Source organism: Mycobacterium sp. DL440 (assembly GCF_011745145.1).
Classification (GTDB): domain Bacteria; phylum Actinomycetota; class Actinomycetes; order Mycobacteriales; family Mycobacteriaceae; genus Mycobacterium.
On sequence record NZ_CP050191.1, the window covers coordinates 43491 to 58900 of the forward strand.

A 15410-nucleotide genomic window follows, 5' to 3' on the forward strand; every position below is an offset into this window, starting at 1 on the left:
CTACCCCAGGGCGCTTCCAAGGCGCGAAGCGCAGCCCCGGCGTAGAAAGCGACGCGCAGCGCCCACGTGTGCGGACCACTCGATCCGGGTAACCAGTCACGCATGCGACCGATCACCCTGGCCAAGACGGCCACCGCGGCACTGACCACTGCGCTTGTCGGCGGGCTGGCCAGTCGGCCCGCGCAGTCGAGCTGGTACGAACAGCTGCGCAAGCCGTCGTTTCAGCCTCCGCGACAAGCCTTTCCGGTCGTCTGGCCGATCCTGTACGCCGGCATCGCGGTGGTATCGGCCCGTACGATCGACCGGCTGCGCGCCGATGGTCACCCGGACCGGGCTCGTCACTACACAGTGGCCTTGGCAGGCAACCTGGCCGTCAACGCGGCATGGTCATGGGTGTTCTTCTCCCGCCGCCAACTCGGCGCCGCGGCCGTCACCGCCGCTGCACTGACCGCCAGCAGCGCCGATCTGACCCGTCGCGCAGTACAGGCGCAAGGTGGCCCCGGCGCGGTGCTGGCGCCCTATCCGCTGTGGTGTGCCTTCGCGACGGCGCTGTCCACCCGGATCTGGATGCTCAACCGCAATGACCGCGCTCAGCTGAACGGTTTGCGCTGATCCAGGCGACGCGACGCCAGACCGGCGCCCCGCCACACCCGGGCGACCCAGTCGTCGTCCTCTTCGGTGACCAGGTTGCCCATCACCCGCACGGCGATGTTCATCAGGAACGACGAGCGGACCGCGACCGGACCGGACGCCGGCAGGAACCGGGGCAGCGTGAGCAGCAGGGCCAGTCGTCGGGCGATCGAGAACCCGTGGGCGTAATGCTCCTGCAAAACCGCGGGCCAGGCTTGTGAATAGTCGCCGGACCCGAGCAGCTCGGCCGCCAGCCGGCCAGTTTCCAGCCCGTAGTCGATGCCCTCGCCGTTGAGCGGATTGACGCATGCCGCCGCATCGCCGATGAGCATCCAGTTGGGCCCCGCCACCCCGGACACCGCACCGCCCATCGGCAGCAGCGCCGACAGCGCCGCCCGCGGCTCCCCGGAAAATCCCCACTCCCCGCGGCGCAACTGGGTGTAATACGACAGCAACGGGCGCAGGGCGGCGTTGGCGGGACGTTTGGCCGTCGCCAGGGCGCCCACACCGATGTTCACCTCGCCGTTGCCCAGCGGGAAGATCCAGCCGTAGCCGGGCAGCACCTGACCTTCGGGGGAGCGCAGCTCCAGATGCGAGGTGATCCACGGCTCGTCAGCTCGGGGCGTGGCGATGTAGGCCCGGATGGCGGTGCCGTAGACGGTTTCCTTGTGCCACGTACGGCCGAGCACACGGCCCAGGGTGGAGCGGGCTCCGTCGGCCACGATCAGATGGTTGCAGCCGATCGTGGCGCCGTCATCGAGCTGCACGGATTCGACTCGTCCACGTGAGTCATAGTTGACCCCAACCGCTTTGGTGCCCAATCGCATCTTGGCGCCGTCGTCGGCGGCGACGGAGCGGATCCGGTCGTCGAGTTCGGTGCGCGGGACCGCACTTCCGGTGGACGGGAACGACGGCCCGGGCCACGGCACCTCGACGTCGGCGCCGAACCCCGACATCCGCAGGCCGTGATGGCGGATCCGGGTGTCGAGCCACGGGCCCATGCCGAGCCGTTCCAGCTCGGCGACCGCGCGCGGCGTCAGTCCGTCGCCGCAGGACTTGTCCCGGGGGAACTGCGCGGCATCGACCACCAGCACGTCACGACCGGCTCGAGCCGCCCATGCGGCGGCCGCCGACCCGGCCGGCCCGGCGCCGACGACGACCACGTCTGCCTTGATATCCATTGCTCCCAGTATGTTGGACGAATGAGGACACCAGCGACTGTGGTGGCAGGCGTTGATTTCGGGGACGCGGCGTTCGCCGCCGACGTCCGGGACAGCGTCGCCAGGATCGAACAACTGATGTCTGACGAGCTGGGCAAAGCCGACGAGCTCATGGCCGAGGCGGTCCAGCACTTGTTCCAGGCCGGGGGCAAGCGGTTCCGCCCGCTGTTCACCGTGCTCTCGGCGTCCCTGGGGCCCCGGCCCGACGACCCTCAGGTCGCGATCGCCGGTGCGGTCATCGAGCTGGTGCACCTGGCCACGCTGTATCACGACGACGTGATGGACGAGGCCCAGATGCGTCGCGGGGCGCCGAGCGCCAACGCCCGGTGGGGCAACAACATCGCGATCCTGGCCGGTGACTACCTGTTCGCGACGGCCTCGCGGCTGGTTTCGCTGCTCGGGCCCGATGCGGTGCGTGTGATTGCTGACACATTCGCCCAACTGGTGACCGGCCAGATGCGCGAGACCCGCGGTGCGGCCGAGCATGTCGACTCCGTCGACCATTACCTCAAGGTGGTCTATGAGAAGACCGCCTGTCTGATCGCTGCCTCGGGACGGTTCGGCGCGACGTTCTCGGGTGCCGATGCCGACCAGATCGAGCGGCTGCACCGCCTGGGCGGGATCGTGGGCACCGCGTTCCAGATCTCCGACGACATCATCGACATCGACAGTGAGCCCGACGAATCGGGCAAGGTTCCGGGTACTGACCTGCGCGAAGGCGTGCATACCCTGCCGGTGCTGTATGCGTTGCGCGAGTCGGGGCCGGATTCCGACCGGTTGCGCGAGTTGCTGGACACGCCCGTCGAGCGTGACGAGGACGTGGCCGAGGCGTTGGCGCTGCTGCGGCGGTCGGCCGGCATGGTCCGTGCCAAGGAGACCGTGGCCGAGTACGCGGCGCAGGCACGTGACGAGTTGGCCGGCCTTCCGGCCGGGCCCGGGCGTGACGCGCTGGCCACACTGGTGGACTACACGGTCAACCGTCACGGCTGATTCCGGAACCACGGACGGTAACTGAGCGTTTAATCAGCGATGGTTGCCGAGTAGTTGCCCGTTAGGAGGAAACTGCGATGACGTGGAACCCGCATGCGAACCGGATCAAGACATTTCTGTTGTTGGTCGGTTTTTCGGCGTTGATCGTGTTCGTCGGTTCGTTGTTCGGCCGCAACGTGATGTACCTGGCGGTGCTGTTCGCCGTCGGCATGAACGTCTACGTGTACTTCAACAGCGACAAGATGGCGCTGCGCGCGATGCACGCCCAACCGATCACCGAGGTGCAGGCGCCCGAGATCTACCGGATCGTGCGGGAGTTGGCCACCACGGCGCATCAGCCGATGCCGCGCCTGTACATCTCTGACACCGCCAACCCGAACGCGTTCGCCACCGGTCGCAACCCACGCAATGCCGCGGTGTGCTGCACCACGGGCATTCTTCAGCTGCTCAACGAGCGCGAGTTGCGTGCGGTGCTCGGGCATGAGCTCTCCCACGTCTACAACCGCGACATCCTGATCTCATGTGTGGCGGGCGCGATGGCATCGGTGATCACCGCCCTGGCCAACATGGCGATGTTCGCGGGGATGTTCGGCGGCAACCGTGAAGGCACGAATCCGCTTGCCATGCTGCTGGTTTCGCTGCTCGGACCGATTGCGGCGACGGTGGTCCGGATGGCGGTTTCCCGCCAGCGCGAGTACCAGGCCGACCAGTCCGGAGCCGAATTGACCGGTGACCCACTGGCATTGGCCTCGGCGCTGCGTAAGATCTCCGGTGGCATCGAGGCGGCACCGCTGCCCCCGCAGCCCCAGTTGGCCGATCAGGCGCACCTGATGATCGCCAGCCCATTCCGGGCCGGCGAGCGCATCGGCAAGTTGTTCTCGACGCACCCGCCGATGGACGAGCGGATCCGTCGTCTGGAGGACATGGCCGGGCGCGGTCCGGGCCACTACTGAGTTTCCTTTTGCACCGCGAGCGTGCATGTCTGCTGCCCGACACGCCGCACCACGGCAGCATTTTGCGCACGCTCGCACAATCGTCAACGTGCACACAGTGCGATTAGCGTCGAATCCACACCCCCTGCGCGTACCGACGACGTTTAATTGACGTACGCGGTCGGCATGCGGGAGGAAATTCGATGACTTGGCACCCCACCGGCAATACCGTCAAGACATTCATCCTGCTGATCAGCATGTCGGCGCTGATCGTCTTCATCGGCGGTCTGTTCACCAATGCCACTGGTTCGCGTATCTACCTGTGGATCTCGGTGTTGATGGCAGTCGGCATGAACGTCTACACGTACTTCAACAGCGACAAGCTCGCACTCAAGGCCATGCACGCGCAGCCCGTCACCGAGCAGCAGGCGCCGGAGATCTACAAGATCGTGCGCGAATTGGCGACCACCGCTGATCAGCCGATGCCGCGGCTGTACATCGCCAACACGGCCAATCCGAATGCATTTGCCACCGGGCGCAATCCCCGCAACGCCGCGGTCTGTTGCACCACCGGCATCTTGCAGATTCTCGACGAGCGCGAACTGCGAGCAGTGTTGGGCCATGAGCTTTCGCATGTCTACAACCGCGACATCCTGATCTCGTGTGTGGCCGGCGCGCTGGCTTCGGTGATCACCGGACTGGCGCACATGGCGATGTTCGCCGGTATGTCCGGTGGTGGCCGACAAGGCGGCGGCGTGAATCCTATTGCTCTGTTGTTGGTTTCGTTGTTGGGACCGATCGCGGCAACGGTGGTGCGGATGGCGGTTTCGCGCTCGCGGGAATACCAGGCCGATCAGTCCGGTGCCGAGTTGTCGGGTGATCCACTGGCTTTGGCATCGGCATTGCGCAAGATCTCCGGTGGGGTGGAGGCGGCGCCGCTTCCTCCGCAGCCGCAGTTGGCCGATCAAGCGCATCTGATGATCGCCAGCCCCTTCCGCTCTGGCGAGCGCATCGGCAAGCTCTTCTCGACGCATCCACCGATCGCCGATCGGATCCGCCGGCTTGAGGACATGGCGGGTCGAGACGGATCACGCCCCGGCTACTTCTGATCTCCAGCAAGGGCGACTGGCCAGTTATGGCACGCGTCTTCGTGGTCTGCGTGTCGGGGTGCGTCGAGCAAGCACTTCCCGCTCGACTGACGCCCCGAGGACTGACGAGACACCGCGAGCGTGCGTGAACAGTTGCCGAAACATGGTGTGTCGGCGACAGACACGCACGCTCGCGGTGCAAGCCGTGCAGTGGGGAGAACCTACGCGGCGCCGGCGAGGGTCTCGATGTGGGTGGGGGTCACCCGCAGCACGTCGGCGCTGGCGATGTCGTAGAACAGGCCGATCACGTTGACCCGGCGGGCCAGGGGGTGCGCTTGCAGCGTCTGAACCTGCACCGCGATGTTCACCATCGACAGCTGATCGACCATCCCGAAACCGGCATCGGCTGCCGACTGAGCCACCGGGTGGCGGCCCTCGTCGAACGCTGCGACAGACGGATCGCCATGGGCCAGCCAGGATTCCAGGTGCTTGTCGCCCGCGTCGGTCTTGCCCAGCATCGCGGTCATCGCGCCGCAGCTCGAGTGCCCGCACACCACGATCGAGGAGACGTTGAGCTTGTCCACTGCGAACGCGATGGCGGCTTCGATCGACGCGTCGGCCTGGCCCGCCGGGATCATGTTGCCGACGTTGCGCACGGTGAACAGATCGCCCGGACCGCTGCTGGTGATGACGTTGGGCACGACCCGCGAATCGGCACAGGTGAGGAACAGCGTCTCGGGCCGCTGGGCGTGCGCCAGCTCCTGCATGTGCGGGCGCAGCACCGGGGCGGTGCGACGGTGGTAGGCGGCCAGGCCGTGCAGCACCGACGACGTCTCCTCGCGCTGCCAGGAGCTCCACGGCACCACGCCGGAGCGCTTGTCGAACGGTGTGAAGCCACGCATCGGCGGGCCGGTGACGGCGCTGCCCATCTCGACCGAACCCAGGTCGTGGATGTCGACCGTGCCACCGGTGGCCACGTGCTGGCGCTGCCACTCTTCGATCGTTTCGTGGGCCGCGTGGTCGATGAAGTCGACCGACAGCTCGATGGCCACCGACGTGCCCGTGGGGACCTCCGCCAATGCGCTGGTGAGCCTGGGCAGGGACAGGAACGTGCAGGAGCCCTCGATGGCGACGCGCCAGGTGTCGGTACCGGTGGGCTCGGCGACGATGTTGGTGCGGACCACCCGCCACACGGTCAGGGCAATGGCGAGCGCGAGTCCGATCAGCACGCCTTCGAGCAGGTTGAGGAACACCACGCCGGCCACCGTTACCACATACACCGCGAGATCGCCTGTACGCCTGGCAGTTTCGATGTGAGCACGCTTGACCAGCTGGCAGCCGATGACGATCAGCAGGCCGGCCAGGGCGGCGGTCGGGATCATCTGGGCCAGGCCGGCGAACGGCACCGCGAACGCCAGGATCCAGACGCCGTGCAGGATCGCTGCCGCCCGGGTGCGAGCTCCGGCGGCAACGTTGGTGGAGCTGCGCACGATCACACCGGTGACGGGCAGCCCGCCGACGGCGCCGGAGGCGATGTTGGCCGCGCCCTGGCCGATCATCTCGCGGTCGAAGTTGGTGCGCGGGCCGGTGTGCAGGCGGTCCACCGACACCGCCGACAGCAGGCTCTCGACGCTGGCGATCAGCGCGACGGTGAGCACTCCGGCAGCGAAGGCGCCCCAGTTGCCTTCGGGCAGGCCGGGCAGGGCCAGCGCGTCCAGCAGGGAGCCGTTGATCTGGATGCGGGTGACGTCACCGAACGCCGGCAGCAACGACAGCGCGGTGACGCCGACGATGGCCACCAGCGGGCCGGGCACCTTCTTGACGGCAGTGGGCACCCAGCGCCAGCCGACCAGGATCGCGATCACCAGCGCGCCCAGGACGACACCGTGGCCGTGAGCGTTGATCAGCTGACCTGGCAGTTCGGCGACGTTCGCCCAGGCCGAGCTGTTGGAACTGCCGCCGAGCAGCACGTGGATCTGCTGCAGCGCGATGGTGATGCCGATGCCGGCCAGCATCGCGTGCACGACGACGGGGGAGATGGCCAGTGCGGCGCGTGCCACCCGGCTCAGTCCGAACAGCACCTGCAGCACGCCGGCGCACACGGTGATGGCGCAGGTGACTGCCCAACCGAACTGCGAGATCAGGCCGGCGACCACCACGGTCAGCCCGGCCGCGGGACCGCTGACCTGCAGCGGCGATCCGCCCAGGGCGCCGGCGAGGATGCCGCCGACGATGGCGGCGATGATGCCGGCGAGGACGGGAGCGCCCGACGCCACTGCGATACCCAGCGACAACGGCAGGGCGACCAGGAATACGACCAGAGACGCCGGCAGGTCGTATCGCAGCACGGACCGGGCCCGTCCTACGAAATCAGTGGTTTGCTGCATGCAACGCCTCCGTCTGGAGTTGGTGATGCGCGGGCTCGCCTCATCGCGGGCCCGCGCACAAGTATTGACGCCGTTGTCGGTGAACAACTTCGAAAGGTGTTGGAGCGCAGTGCGACACGGGCCACTTTCTGGACCCGTCGAAGCTCGGCAACACCCAATTGCTATGAGCGAGAGTATTTATCGCTGTGAGCTGGTGCAAGGAAGTTTGGGCCATGCATAGAGAACCCAAATGTTTCGGGAAAGTATCTCACTGTGAATTTGCCTGGTGCGCACGGCTAATCGCCTGGAATGGGAATCGGGGCGGCGCCAAGTGTTCACCAATTCGTTGGAAACTGTATGTATCGCAAGTTGTTTGAGTCAGGTCACCACAGGTCGCCAAGGTGACGAGCGTCATAGAAGTCTCATAGAAGCGGTATTCCCTTAGAAGTCCATATGAACTCCGTGACAACCGTCTGTGTACTCCGCACAATGGAAATATGACGACGATGTCCGTTTCACCTCGTGCCCAGCAACCGCGGCAGGCCATCCTCGGACAGTTGCCGAAGATTCATCGCGCCGATGGGTCTGCGATTCGCGTACTGCTGGTCGACGACGAGCCGGCGCTGACCAACCTCGTCAAGATGGCCCTGCACTACGAGGGCTGGGAGGTCGATGTGGCGCACAACGGCCATGACGCGGTCACGAAGTTCGACGAGATCGAACCCGATGTCGTCGTGCTCGACATCATGCTGCCCGACATCGATGGCCTGCAGATTCTGCAGCGGGTCCGCGAGGCCGACGGCTATACGCCCACGCTGTTCCTCACGGCCAGGGATTCGGTACTGGACCGGGTGTCCGGCTTGACCGCCGGCGCCGACGACTACATGACCAAACCGTTCAGCCTCGAGGAACTGGTCGCCCGGTTGCGCGGGCTGCTGCGCCGGTCCAGCCACACCACGCCGCCGGCCGACGAGACTCTCAAGGTCGGGGACATGGTGCTCGACGGAGCCAGCCGCGAGGTCACCCGCGGCGGCGAGCCGATCAATCTGACCGTGACCGAGTTCGAGCTGCTGCGCTACCTGATGCGCAACCCGCGCCGGGCTCTGAGTCGCGCCGAGATTCTCGACCGGGTATGGAACTACGGGTTCGGCGGGAAGTCCAGCATCGTCGACCTCTACATCTCCTACCTGCGCAAGAAGGTTGACACCGACCGCGAGCCGATGATCCACACCGTGCGCGGGGTGGGTTACATGCTGCGGCCGGCGTCGTGACTCGCTGATGCCGCCCAGGCGTTGGGGGCCGCGCTCGCTGCGCCGGCAATTGGTGCTAGGTGTCAGTGCGCTCGTCACGGTGGTGCTGTTCGCGGTCGGTGCGTTGTCGGTGTACAGCCTGCACACGTATGTGACGACGATGAGCGACACCGAGGTGTCGCGGTCGTTGGCGGCGTTCAGCCATTCCCTTGAGAAGTGGCGGGAGAGTCGGAACGACCACGACTTGGCGTCAGACACCGATGCGCTGACGGCGTTCGTCGGGCAGGCTCCGGGCAATCTGATCGCGGTGCTGCACGACGGCGAGGTGGTCCAGTCAGCGGTGTTCTCCGACGGTGAGCCGCACCCGGCGCCGGCGACGGTGACCCGCGCACTCGACCAGTACGCCTGGACCGACGAGCATCCCCGCACGGTGAAGCTTCCGGTGCTGGGCTCCTATCGATTGGCCAGTCAGCCCGCGGGCAACGGTGACGTGCTGGTCTCGGGGGTGTCGCTGGACAGCGCGAACTTGGTGATCGCCCGCAAGACGGTGACCGTCGGGGTGATGATCGTCATCGCCCTGATCGTCACCGCATTGGGCACGGTGGCGGTGGTGCGCTACGCGCTGCGGCCGTTGAGCCGGGTGGCGGCCACCGCGGCCAAGGTGGCCAAGTTGCCATTGGACGGTGGCGATCACCGCATCACGACCCGGGTGCGGGACAAGGACACTGATCCGGACACCGAGGTCGGCCTGGTGGGGGAGACCCTCAACCAGCTGCTGGCCAACGTCGACAGCGCGCTGGCCGCGCTGGCCGACTCCGACCGGCGCACCCGACAGTTCCTCACCGATGCCAGCCATGAGCTGCGCACTCCGCTGGCAGCGATCCAGGGGTATGCCGAGCTCACCCGGCAGGACAGCGCGAACCTTCCGCCGACCACCGAATACGCGTTGGCCCGCATCGAGGCCGAGGCGCGGCGGATGACCGGGCTGGTCAGCGACCTGCTGCTGTTGTCGCGGTTGAGCGAGGGGCAGGAACTGGAGACCGACGACATCGACCTGAGCGATCTGGCGGTGGATGCGATCAATGATGTGGCGGTGGGCGCGCCCGAACATCACTGGGTGGCCGAGCTGCCCGACGATCCGCTGTGGGTACGCGGGGACCTGGCCCGGCTGCACCAGATGGTCAGCAATCTGTTGACGAATGCCCGGATACACACGCCGCCCGGCGTGACCGTCACAATTGCATTGACCGAGGTCGGTGAATTCGCCGAATTGACGGTGGCCGATGACGGTCCGGGAATTGATGCCGAATTGTTGCCGAATCTTTTTGGCAGATTCGTCAGGGCCGATAAATCGCGGTCGCGGGAATTGGGTAGTACCGGGTTGGGGCTGGCTATCGTGGCCTCGATCGTCGAGGCGCACCACGGAACCGTCGCAGTCGCTTCAAGGCCTGGTCGTACGGTGTTTACCGTGCGGATCCCGCTCGCCGGTGAGGTCGCCCCGGAGACGGTTGCCGCGCATGCAAAAAATATGAATTAGGCCTGAACATTCTTTGACCGCCGGGCCGTATGCACTAATTCGTATGTGTTCAACATGAGTTGATGGACCCTGGCTGAATCGCTCCTTAGGCTGGAACTACCTCAGCAAGAGAAAGGCCAGGTAATTCAATGATGAACATCTGGAAAAATGTTGCCGTCGCTTCCATGGCGACCGGGATGGCGGTGGGCGCGTTGGCGCTGGCCGGTCCTGCCGCCGCGGCACCGAGCGGCACGGGGTCGGCGCAGCAGACGATCAAGCAATTGGAGGACGAGGGCTACCGCGTCATCCTGTCGCGGGTCGGCAGCGGTTCGATCAACGACTGCAACGTCAAGGCGGTCCGTCCCGGCCGCGACATCACCGAGCTCAAGGCCGCGCCCCGGGGCAACACCGAGGAGCGGGTCCGCTACACCACGGTCTACGTCGACCTGGCCTGCGGCTCGGGTAAGTAGCGCAGCCCCCGGAGCGGTGGACCGCGCTATCGCCCCGGGTTAGGGTGGCGGCGTGCTGAGCAGAGTGGTGATAGGCCTGGTGAGCGCCGCGGGGGCGGCAGTGATGAGCGTGCCCGGAGCGGCGGCAGCCGACCCGGAACAACCGGCTCCGGCGGTCCCCAACGTCAACGCGTACGCGCCGGTCAAGACCTCCGAATACGCGGTGATGGACAAGACCTGGTACGCGTTCAGCATCTCCGACGGCATCACCTGCGTGATTCAGCGCAACGGTAGCTACGGCTGCAGCGGACCGATCCCGGCCGCGCCCAACGGAGCCAATCTGGTCAGCGGCGGGCCGGGAGTGCCTGGATTCGCCAGTTCGCCGGCCCCGGTGTTCGCCGTCGTCGAGAATCCCAAGCCATTGCCCCCGAACTCGCGTATCAGCTATCAGACCGTGAGCTGCGGTACCGACGGTGTCACGACGTCGTGCATCGACGGGCGCAATCAGGCCGGCTTCGTGATCAGCCCGTCGGGCAGCTTCGTCATCGGCGAGCAGGAGTCGGACTTCAAGCCCACCTTCCAGATCGGCTGAGATCGGCTGTCCCTCAGCCGATTCCCTCGAGCGTCTCCATGTCGCTGGTGCCGATCCTCGCGATCACTTCCGGTGACCGGCGGCTCAGAATCCAGTACCAGGCCAGCGCGGCGGCAACCGTGCCCAGGAATAGCCACGGGATCACGTTGAGCGGGTAGGCCGGAACCGGAAACACGTTGGCATAGAACACATATGCCATTGATCCGATGGCCAACGTGGCGGCGGGCCAGACCAGCGGAACGCGGACCTTGATGCTGCGCAGGAACACGACGGCCGCGATTGCGGCGGCGGCGTAGGCCACCATGTAACCGTAGGTCCCGTAGGTGTCCACCCAGGTCAGCACGTCCAGCGGGTCGGTACCGGCGAGGTACATCAGCACCGGCACCGCGACCACCAGTGGGCCGACCGAGAGCAGCGCGCGGTGCGGGGTGAGGTGGGTCGGGTGGGTCCGGCCGACGGCCGAGGGCACCACCCCTTCCTTGCCCATCACGTACAGGATGCGGCCGATGACGTTCATCGGCGCGACCACCACGGCGAAAAACGATGCGGCGATACCGAAGCTGAGGATCGGGTTGAACCAGCTCGGCATGCCGACCAGGGTCGCGAGATCGTTGAGCGGCTGCGCCGATTCGCCGAGGTCGGATCCCAACGCGGCGACCTGGGTGTAGGCGGCGAAGACGTACAGAACACCCACGCCGGCGGCGCTCCACATGATCGCCCGCGGCACCGCGCGGTAGGGATCTTTGGCCTCCCGGGCCAGGGCGTCGGCGCTGGAGAATCCGACGAAGCCCAGGATCGCCAGCACCATGCCCACCGCGATACCCGATGGCTTGGCGCTGCTCAGGTCGAACTGGTCGGCGTCGAACGCGTCCGCCCCGAGGTGCACCAGGGTGAAGACCAGCAGCAGGGTGATGATCGACACCGAAATCAGTTCCAGCACAAGGGAAACCCGTGCGGAGAGCCGGATGCCGCGGATGGTGAACAAGGTGGCCAGCGCACCGAGAACGGCGGCCAGCACGATCTGTGCGGCCACCCCGTGGACCGGGATGCCGAGTTGGTTGAGCAGCGTGGCGGTGTAGGCAACCGAGCCGCTCAGTGAACCTGCCGCGATACCGAAGCAACCGATGATCAGGCTGACGCCGGTCAGGTACGCGCCGAACGGTCCCAGTGCGGTCGCGGCATAGCTGTACAGCGAGCCCGCACTCGAGCGGCGCTTGGCGAACTGTGAGATGCAGTAACCCACCGAGAGGATGACGACGGTGGCCAGCGCGAACGAGATCCAGGTGCCGTTACTGGCGGTGGTGTAGATGGCGGCAGCGGTGAACGCGATGACGGCGCTGGGCGCGATGTTGGCGATGGCCTGCGCGGCGAGTTCGCCGCCACCCATCACTCCGCGGCGCAGGCCGGCATCGCCGTTCGGCATTTCGGCCCGGGTCTGAAGATCTTCACTCACTTGGGATCTCGATTCTTCTCAGGCGTTCGGGACGAGGAGTTGGCGCAACGCGTGGCCGGCGGCCAGGTCGTCGAGGGCGGCCGCGGCGTCGGCCAGCGGCCGCCGCGCGGAGATCATCGAGGCCAGGTCGAGATCGCCCGCCATGACCTCGTCGACCAGTCGGGGGATGTCACGCTCGGGCACCGCCGAGCCGTAGTTGGAGCCCAGGATCCGTTGATCGGCCTCGGCCAGGGCGAGCGGGTCGAAGCTGGCGCGCTCGCCGGCCGGCGGCAGTCCGACGATGACGGCGGCCCCGCCGAGGCCGAGCGCGGCGATGGCCTGCTCGGTGGTGGCGATCTTGCCGATGGCGTCGAAGACGTAGTCGTATCCGTCGGGCAGCACCTCACGCAGGGCGGCCACGACGTCGTCGACCGCCGAGGCGTCGACGGTGTCGGTGGCCCCGAGTTTGCTTGCCAGGTAGAGCTTTTCGGCGACGACGTCGACAGCCACGATGCGCGAGGCGCCGGCCAGCCGGGCACCCTGCACACAGGCCAGGCCCACCCCGCCGCAGCCGATCACCGCAACGGTCGATCCCGGTTGCACTCCGGCGGTATTGCGGACCGCGCCGACGCCGGTGGCGATGGCGCAGCCGACGATGGCGATGTCCTGCAGCGGGGCGTCCTTGCGGACCTTGACCGCGCCGCTGCGGGGAACCACGACCTGCTCGGCGAAGGAGGACACCCCGAGGTAGTGGTGGATCTGGCCGCGTTCGTTGGACAGCCGGGTGGTTCCGTCGTACAGGGTGCCGCCGGTGGCCACGACCGACGCGACCAGCGCGCACTGGGCCGGCCGGCCGGCCTGGCAGGCGCGGCATTCGCCGCAGCCGGGCACCCAGCTGAGCACCACGTGGTCGCCGGGTTCGAGGTCGTCGACGCCGTGGCCGACCGCGGTGACCACGCCCGATCCTTCGTGTCCCAGCACCACCGGCGCCGGGACGTCCCAGGCTCCGGTGGTGACGTGCAGGTCGGAATGACACACGCCGGCGGCGGCGATCTTGACCTGCACCTCACCGGGGCCGGGGGCGGCGAGGTCGACGTGCTCGATGCTGATGGTTCCGCTGCCGTCGAGGACGGCGGCCTGAATCGGCGTCGACTTGCTGTTGGGTTCGGTTGCAGGTGCAGACACCGCGTACCTTTCTGTGCTTCGGGGCACCGCCACATGTAGGGTTCAATGCCATAAAACGATGGACGTGTTTTACACCACTAAACGAGCGGGCGTCAACAGAAGGGGGAAGCTTCAGTGGCGGACGACCAGCAGACCGGCACGGAGACCGGCATGGGGCGGGCCGGGGCACGGCTGCGGGAATTTCGTGGTCAGCGAGGATTGAGTCTGACCGAGGTGGCCACCCGGGCCGAGGTGACCAAGGGTTTCCTGAGTCTGGCCGAGCGGGGGATGACCAATGTGTCGGTCCCGGTCTTGATCCGGATCTGCGACGCCCTGGGGATCGGCATCGGCGACCTGTTCGAGTACCCCTCGGCGCCGGTGGTGCGCAGCGGGGCCGGGGCGCCGCTGGAAATGGGTGGACACGGGGTCCGCGAGGAGCTGCTGACCCCGAAGTCCGAACACCATGTGCAGGTGATGCACACCGTCATGCGGCCGGGCGGTGGCTCCGGCGGGGCCTACCGGCTCGATGCCGCAACAATATTCGTCTACGTGCTCAAGGGCGGGCTCAGCATTACCGTCGAGGGGCAGACCACCTTGCTCGACACCGGCGACAGCATGACCTTCGGTGCGACCCAACTGCATGACTGGCACAACCCCACCGGCGACGAGGCCGAGGTGCTCTGGACCATCGCCCCGCCGGTCGGGGCCGAGGATTTCCGCGCCGCAGTGCGCGGGGTTTGAGGCCGGCGGAGATCTAGAACCCCGACCCGTGCACCTCGTGGCCGGGGCTTTCGATCATCAGACCGTAGTAGGCGTCTTCCACTTTCGCGCCGTGGTTGATCACCGCGTCCACCTCGCGGGCGATGGGCATGTTGAGCCCGTACTTGTCGGCGAATTCCATGATCACGCTGGCGGCCTTGACGCCCTCGGCGACTTGATTCATCGATGCGATGATCTCGTCGATCGACTTGCCTGAACCGAGTTGTTCGCCGACGTGGCGGTTGCGGCTGCGCTGGCTGGTGCAGGTGACGATGAGGTCGCCCATGCCGGCCAGGCCGGCGAAGGTGTCGCGGTGCCCGCCGATGGCCTCGCCCAGTTTGGACATCTCCCGCACCGCGCGGGCCATCACCATCGCGCGGGTGTTCTCGCCGATGCCCAGCGAGTAGCCCATTCCGACGGCGATGGCGTACACGTTCTTGAGCGCCCCGGCCATCTCCACGCCCACCACGTCATCGGTGGTGTAGGTGCGAAAACGCTTGGTGCGGAACAACTGTGCCAGGTTCGCGGCCAGATGCTGGTCGGGCATGGCCAGCACCGCGGCGGCGGCATAGCCTTCGGCGACCTCGCGGGCGATGTTCGGCCCGGCCAGGATGCCCGCCGGATGCCCGGGCAGTACCTCGTCGACGATCTCGCTCATCCGCTTGTTGGTGCCCTGTTCCAGGCCCTTGACCAGGGAGACCACCGGCACCCACGGGCGCAGTTCACGGGCCAGTTCGGTGAGTACCCCGCGGAAGCCGTGTGACGGCACACCCATCACGATCACGTCGGCGCAGTTGGCCGCCTCATTGAAATCGTTGGTGGCCTTGAGACTTTCGGGTAGTGCCACCTCGTCGCCCAGGTAGCGCGAGTTGCGGTGGTTGTCGTTGATGTCCTTGGCGGTCTCCTCCGAGCGCACCCACTGCAACGTCGGCCCGCGCCGAGCACAGATGGAGGCGACGGTGGTGCCCCAGGATCCTCCGCCGAGGACGACGACGTTGGGTTCGCGTTGCGCTGGTGCCATG

Annotated in this window: 14 protein-coding genes; 9 read left to right on the forward strand and 5 right to left on the reverse strand. The window is 66.7% G+C overall.

Features of this window, described 5'->3' with window-relative positions; all coding sequences use genetic code 11:
- Window positions 1-102 precede the first annotated feature (102 nt).
- Window positions 103-612: a TspO/MBR family protein gene (locus HBE63_RS00205; protein ID WP_166902282.1), complete on the forward strand. Its 510-nt coding sequence runs from the start codon at window positions 103-105 to the stop codon at window positions 610-612.
- Here HBE63_RS00205 and menJ read toward each other — a convergent pair.
- Window positions 591-1811: a menaquinone reductase gene (menJ, locus tag HBE63_RS00210; RefSeq protein WP_166902283.1), complete on the reverse strand. Its 1221-nt coding sequence runs from the start codon at window positions 1809-1811 to the stop codon at window positions 591-593. The genes HBE63_RS00205 and menJ overlap by 22 nt on opposite strands.
- 21 nt (window positions 1812-1832) lie before the next feature.
- On the opposite strand from menJ, the gene grcC1 reads away from it, so the two are divergent.
- The 3 genes from grcC1 to htpX (HBE63_RS00225) all read left to right on the forward strand — a co-directional run bounded on the left by grcC1 (window position 1833) and on the right by htpX (HBE63_RS00225) (window position 4881).
- Complete coding sequence (gene grcC1, locus HBE63_RS00215; protein WP_166902285.1) at window positions 1833-2840, forward strand: nonaprenyl/(2E,6E)-farnesyl/geranylgeranyl diphosphat synthase; 1008 nt, start codon at window positions 1833-1835, stop codon at window positions 2838-2840.
- 77 nt (window positions 2841-2917) lie between these two features.
- On the forward strand, window positions 2918-3793 hold the full coding sequence (gene htpX, locus HBE63_RS00220) for a zinc metalloprotease HtpX (protein WP_166902286.1): 876 nt from the start codon (window positions 2918-2920) through the stop codon (window positions 3791-3793).
- A 182-nt stretch (window positions 3794-3975) separates the two neighbouring features.
- Window positions 3976-4881 (forward strand): zinc metalloprotease HtpX, encoded by a 906-nt coding sequence (gene htpX / locus HBE63_RS00225; RefSeq protein ID WP_166902288.1) that lies wholly within the window; start codon window positions 3976-3978, stop codon window positions 4879-4881.
- Between the two features lie 200 nt (window positions 4882-5081).
- Here htpX (HBE63_RS00225) and HBE63_RS00230 read toward each other — a convergent pair whose 3' ends face one another.
- Window positions 5082-7247 (reverse strand): bifunctional SulP family inorganic anion transporter/carbonic anhydrase, encoded by a 2166-nt coding sequence (locus HBE63_RS00230; protein WP_166902290.1) that lies wholly within the window; start codon window positions 7245-7247, stop codon window positions 5082-5084.
- A gap of 476 nt (window positions 7248-7723) precedes the next feature.
- On the opposite strand from HBE63_RS00230, the gene HBE63_RS00235 reads away from it, so the two are divergent.
- The 4 genes from HBE63_RS00235 to HBE63_RS00250 all read left to right on the forward strand — a co-directional run bounded on the left by HBE63_RS00235 (window position 7724) and on the right by HBE63_RS00250 (window position 11033).
- A complete protein-coding gene (locus tag HBE63_RS00235) occupies window positions 7724-8497 on the forward strand; it encodes a response regulator transcription factor (protein ID WP_064848152.1) in 774 nt (257 codons plus the stop codon).
- 7 nt (window positions 8498-8504) lie between these two features.
- Window positions 8505-10013, forward strand: coding sequence for a cell wall metabolism sensor histidine kinase WalK (locus HBE63_RS00240; protein ID WP_166902292.1), 1509 nt, complete (start codon window positions 8505-8507; stop codon window positions 10011-10013).
- Between the two features lie 164 nt (window positions 10014-10177).
- Window positions 10178-10462 (forward strand): hypothetical protein, encoded by a 285-nt coding sequence (locus HBE63_RS00245; RefSeq protein ID WP_243858397.1) that lies wholly within the window; start codon window positions 10178-10180, stop codon window positions 10460-10462.
- A 52-nt stretch (window positions 10463-10514) separates the two neighbouring features.
- Window positions 10515-11033 (forward strand): hypothetical protein, encoded by a 519-nt coding sequence (locus HBE63_RS00250; protein ID WP_166902296.1) that lies wholly within the window; start codon window positions 10515-10517, stop codon window positions 11031-11033.
- A gap of 13 nt (window positions 11034-11046) precedes the next feature.
- Here the strand turns inward: HBE63_RS00250 and HBE63_RS00255 are convergent, their stop codons facing one another.
- Together HBE63_RS00255 and HBE63_RS00260 are read right to left on the reverse strand one after the other, a co-directional pair.
- On the reverse strand, window positions 11047-12486 hold the full coding sequence (locus HBE63_RS00255; protein WP_243858399.1) for an APC family permease: 1440 nt from the start codon (window positions 12484-12486) through the stop codon (window positions 11047-11049).
- An 18-nt stretch (window positions 12487-12504) separates the two neighbouring features.
- Window positions 12505-13650 carry a zinc-binding dehydrogenase gene (locus tag HBE63_RS00260; protein ID WP_208301264.1) on the reverse strand — a complete coding sequence of 382 codons (1146 nt, stop codon included), beginning with the start codon at window positions 13648-13650 and terminating at the stop codon, window positions 12505-12507.
- A 114-nt stretch (window positions 13651-13764) separates the two neighbouring features.
- Here HBE63_RS00260 and HBE63_RS00265 point away from each other — a divergent pair, with 114 nt between their 5' ends.
- Window positions 13765-14370: a helix-turn-helix domain-containing protein gene (locus tag HBE63_RS00265; protein WP_243858401.1), complete on the forward strand. Its 606-nt coding sequence runs from the start codon at window positions 13765-13767 to the stop codon at window positions 14368-14370.
- Window positions 14371-14383: 13 nt separating this feature from the next.
- On the opposite strand, the gene HBE63_RS00270 is transcribed toward HBE63_RS00265, so the two are convergent.
- Window positions 14384-15409 (reverse strand): NAD(P)H-dependent glycerol-3-phosphate dehydrogenase, encoded by a 1026-nt coding sequence (locus tag HBE63_RS00270; RefSeq protein ID WP_166902297.1) that lies wholly within the window; start codon window positions 15407-15409, stop codon window positions 14384-14386.
- Between the last annotated feature and the right edge of the window lies 1 nt (window position 15410).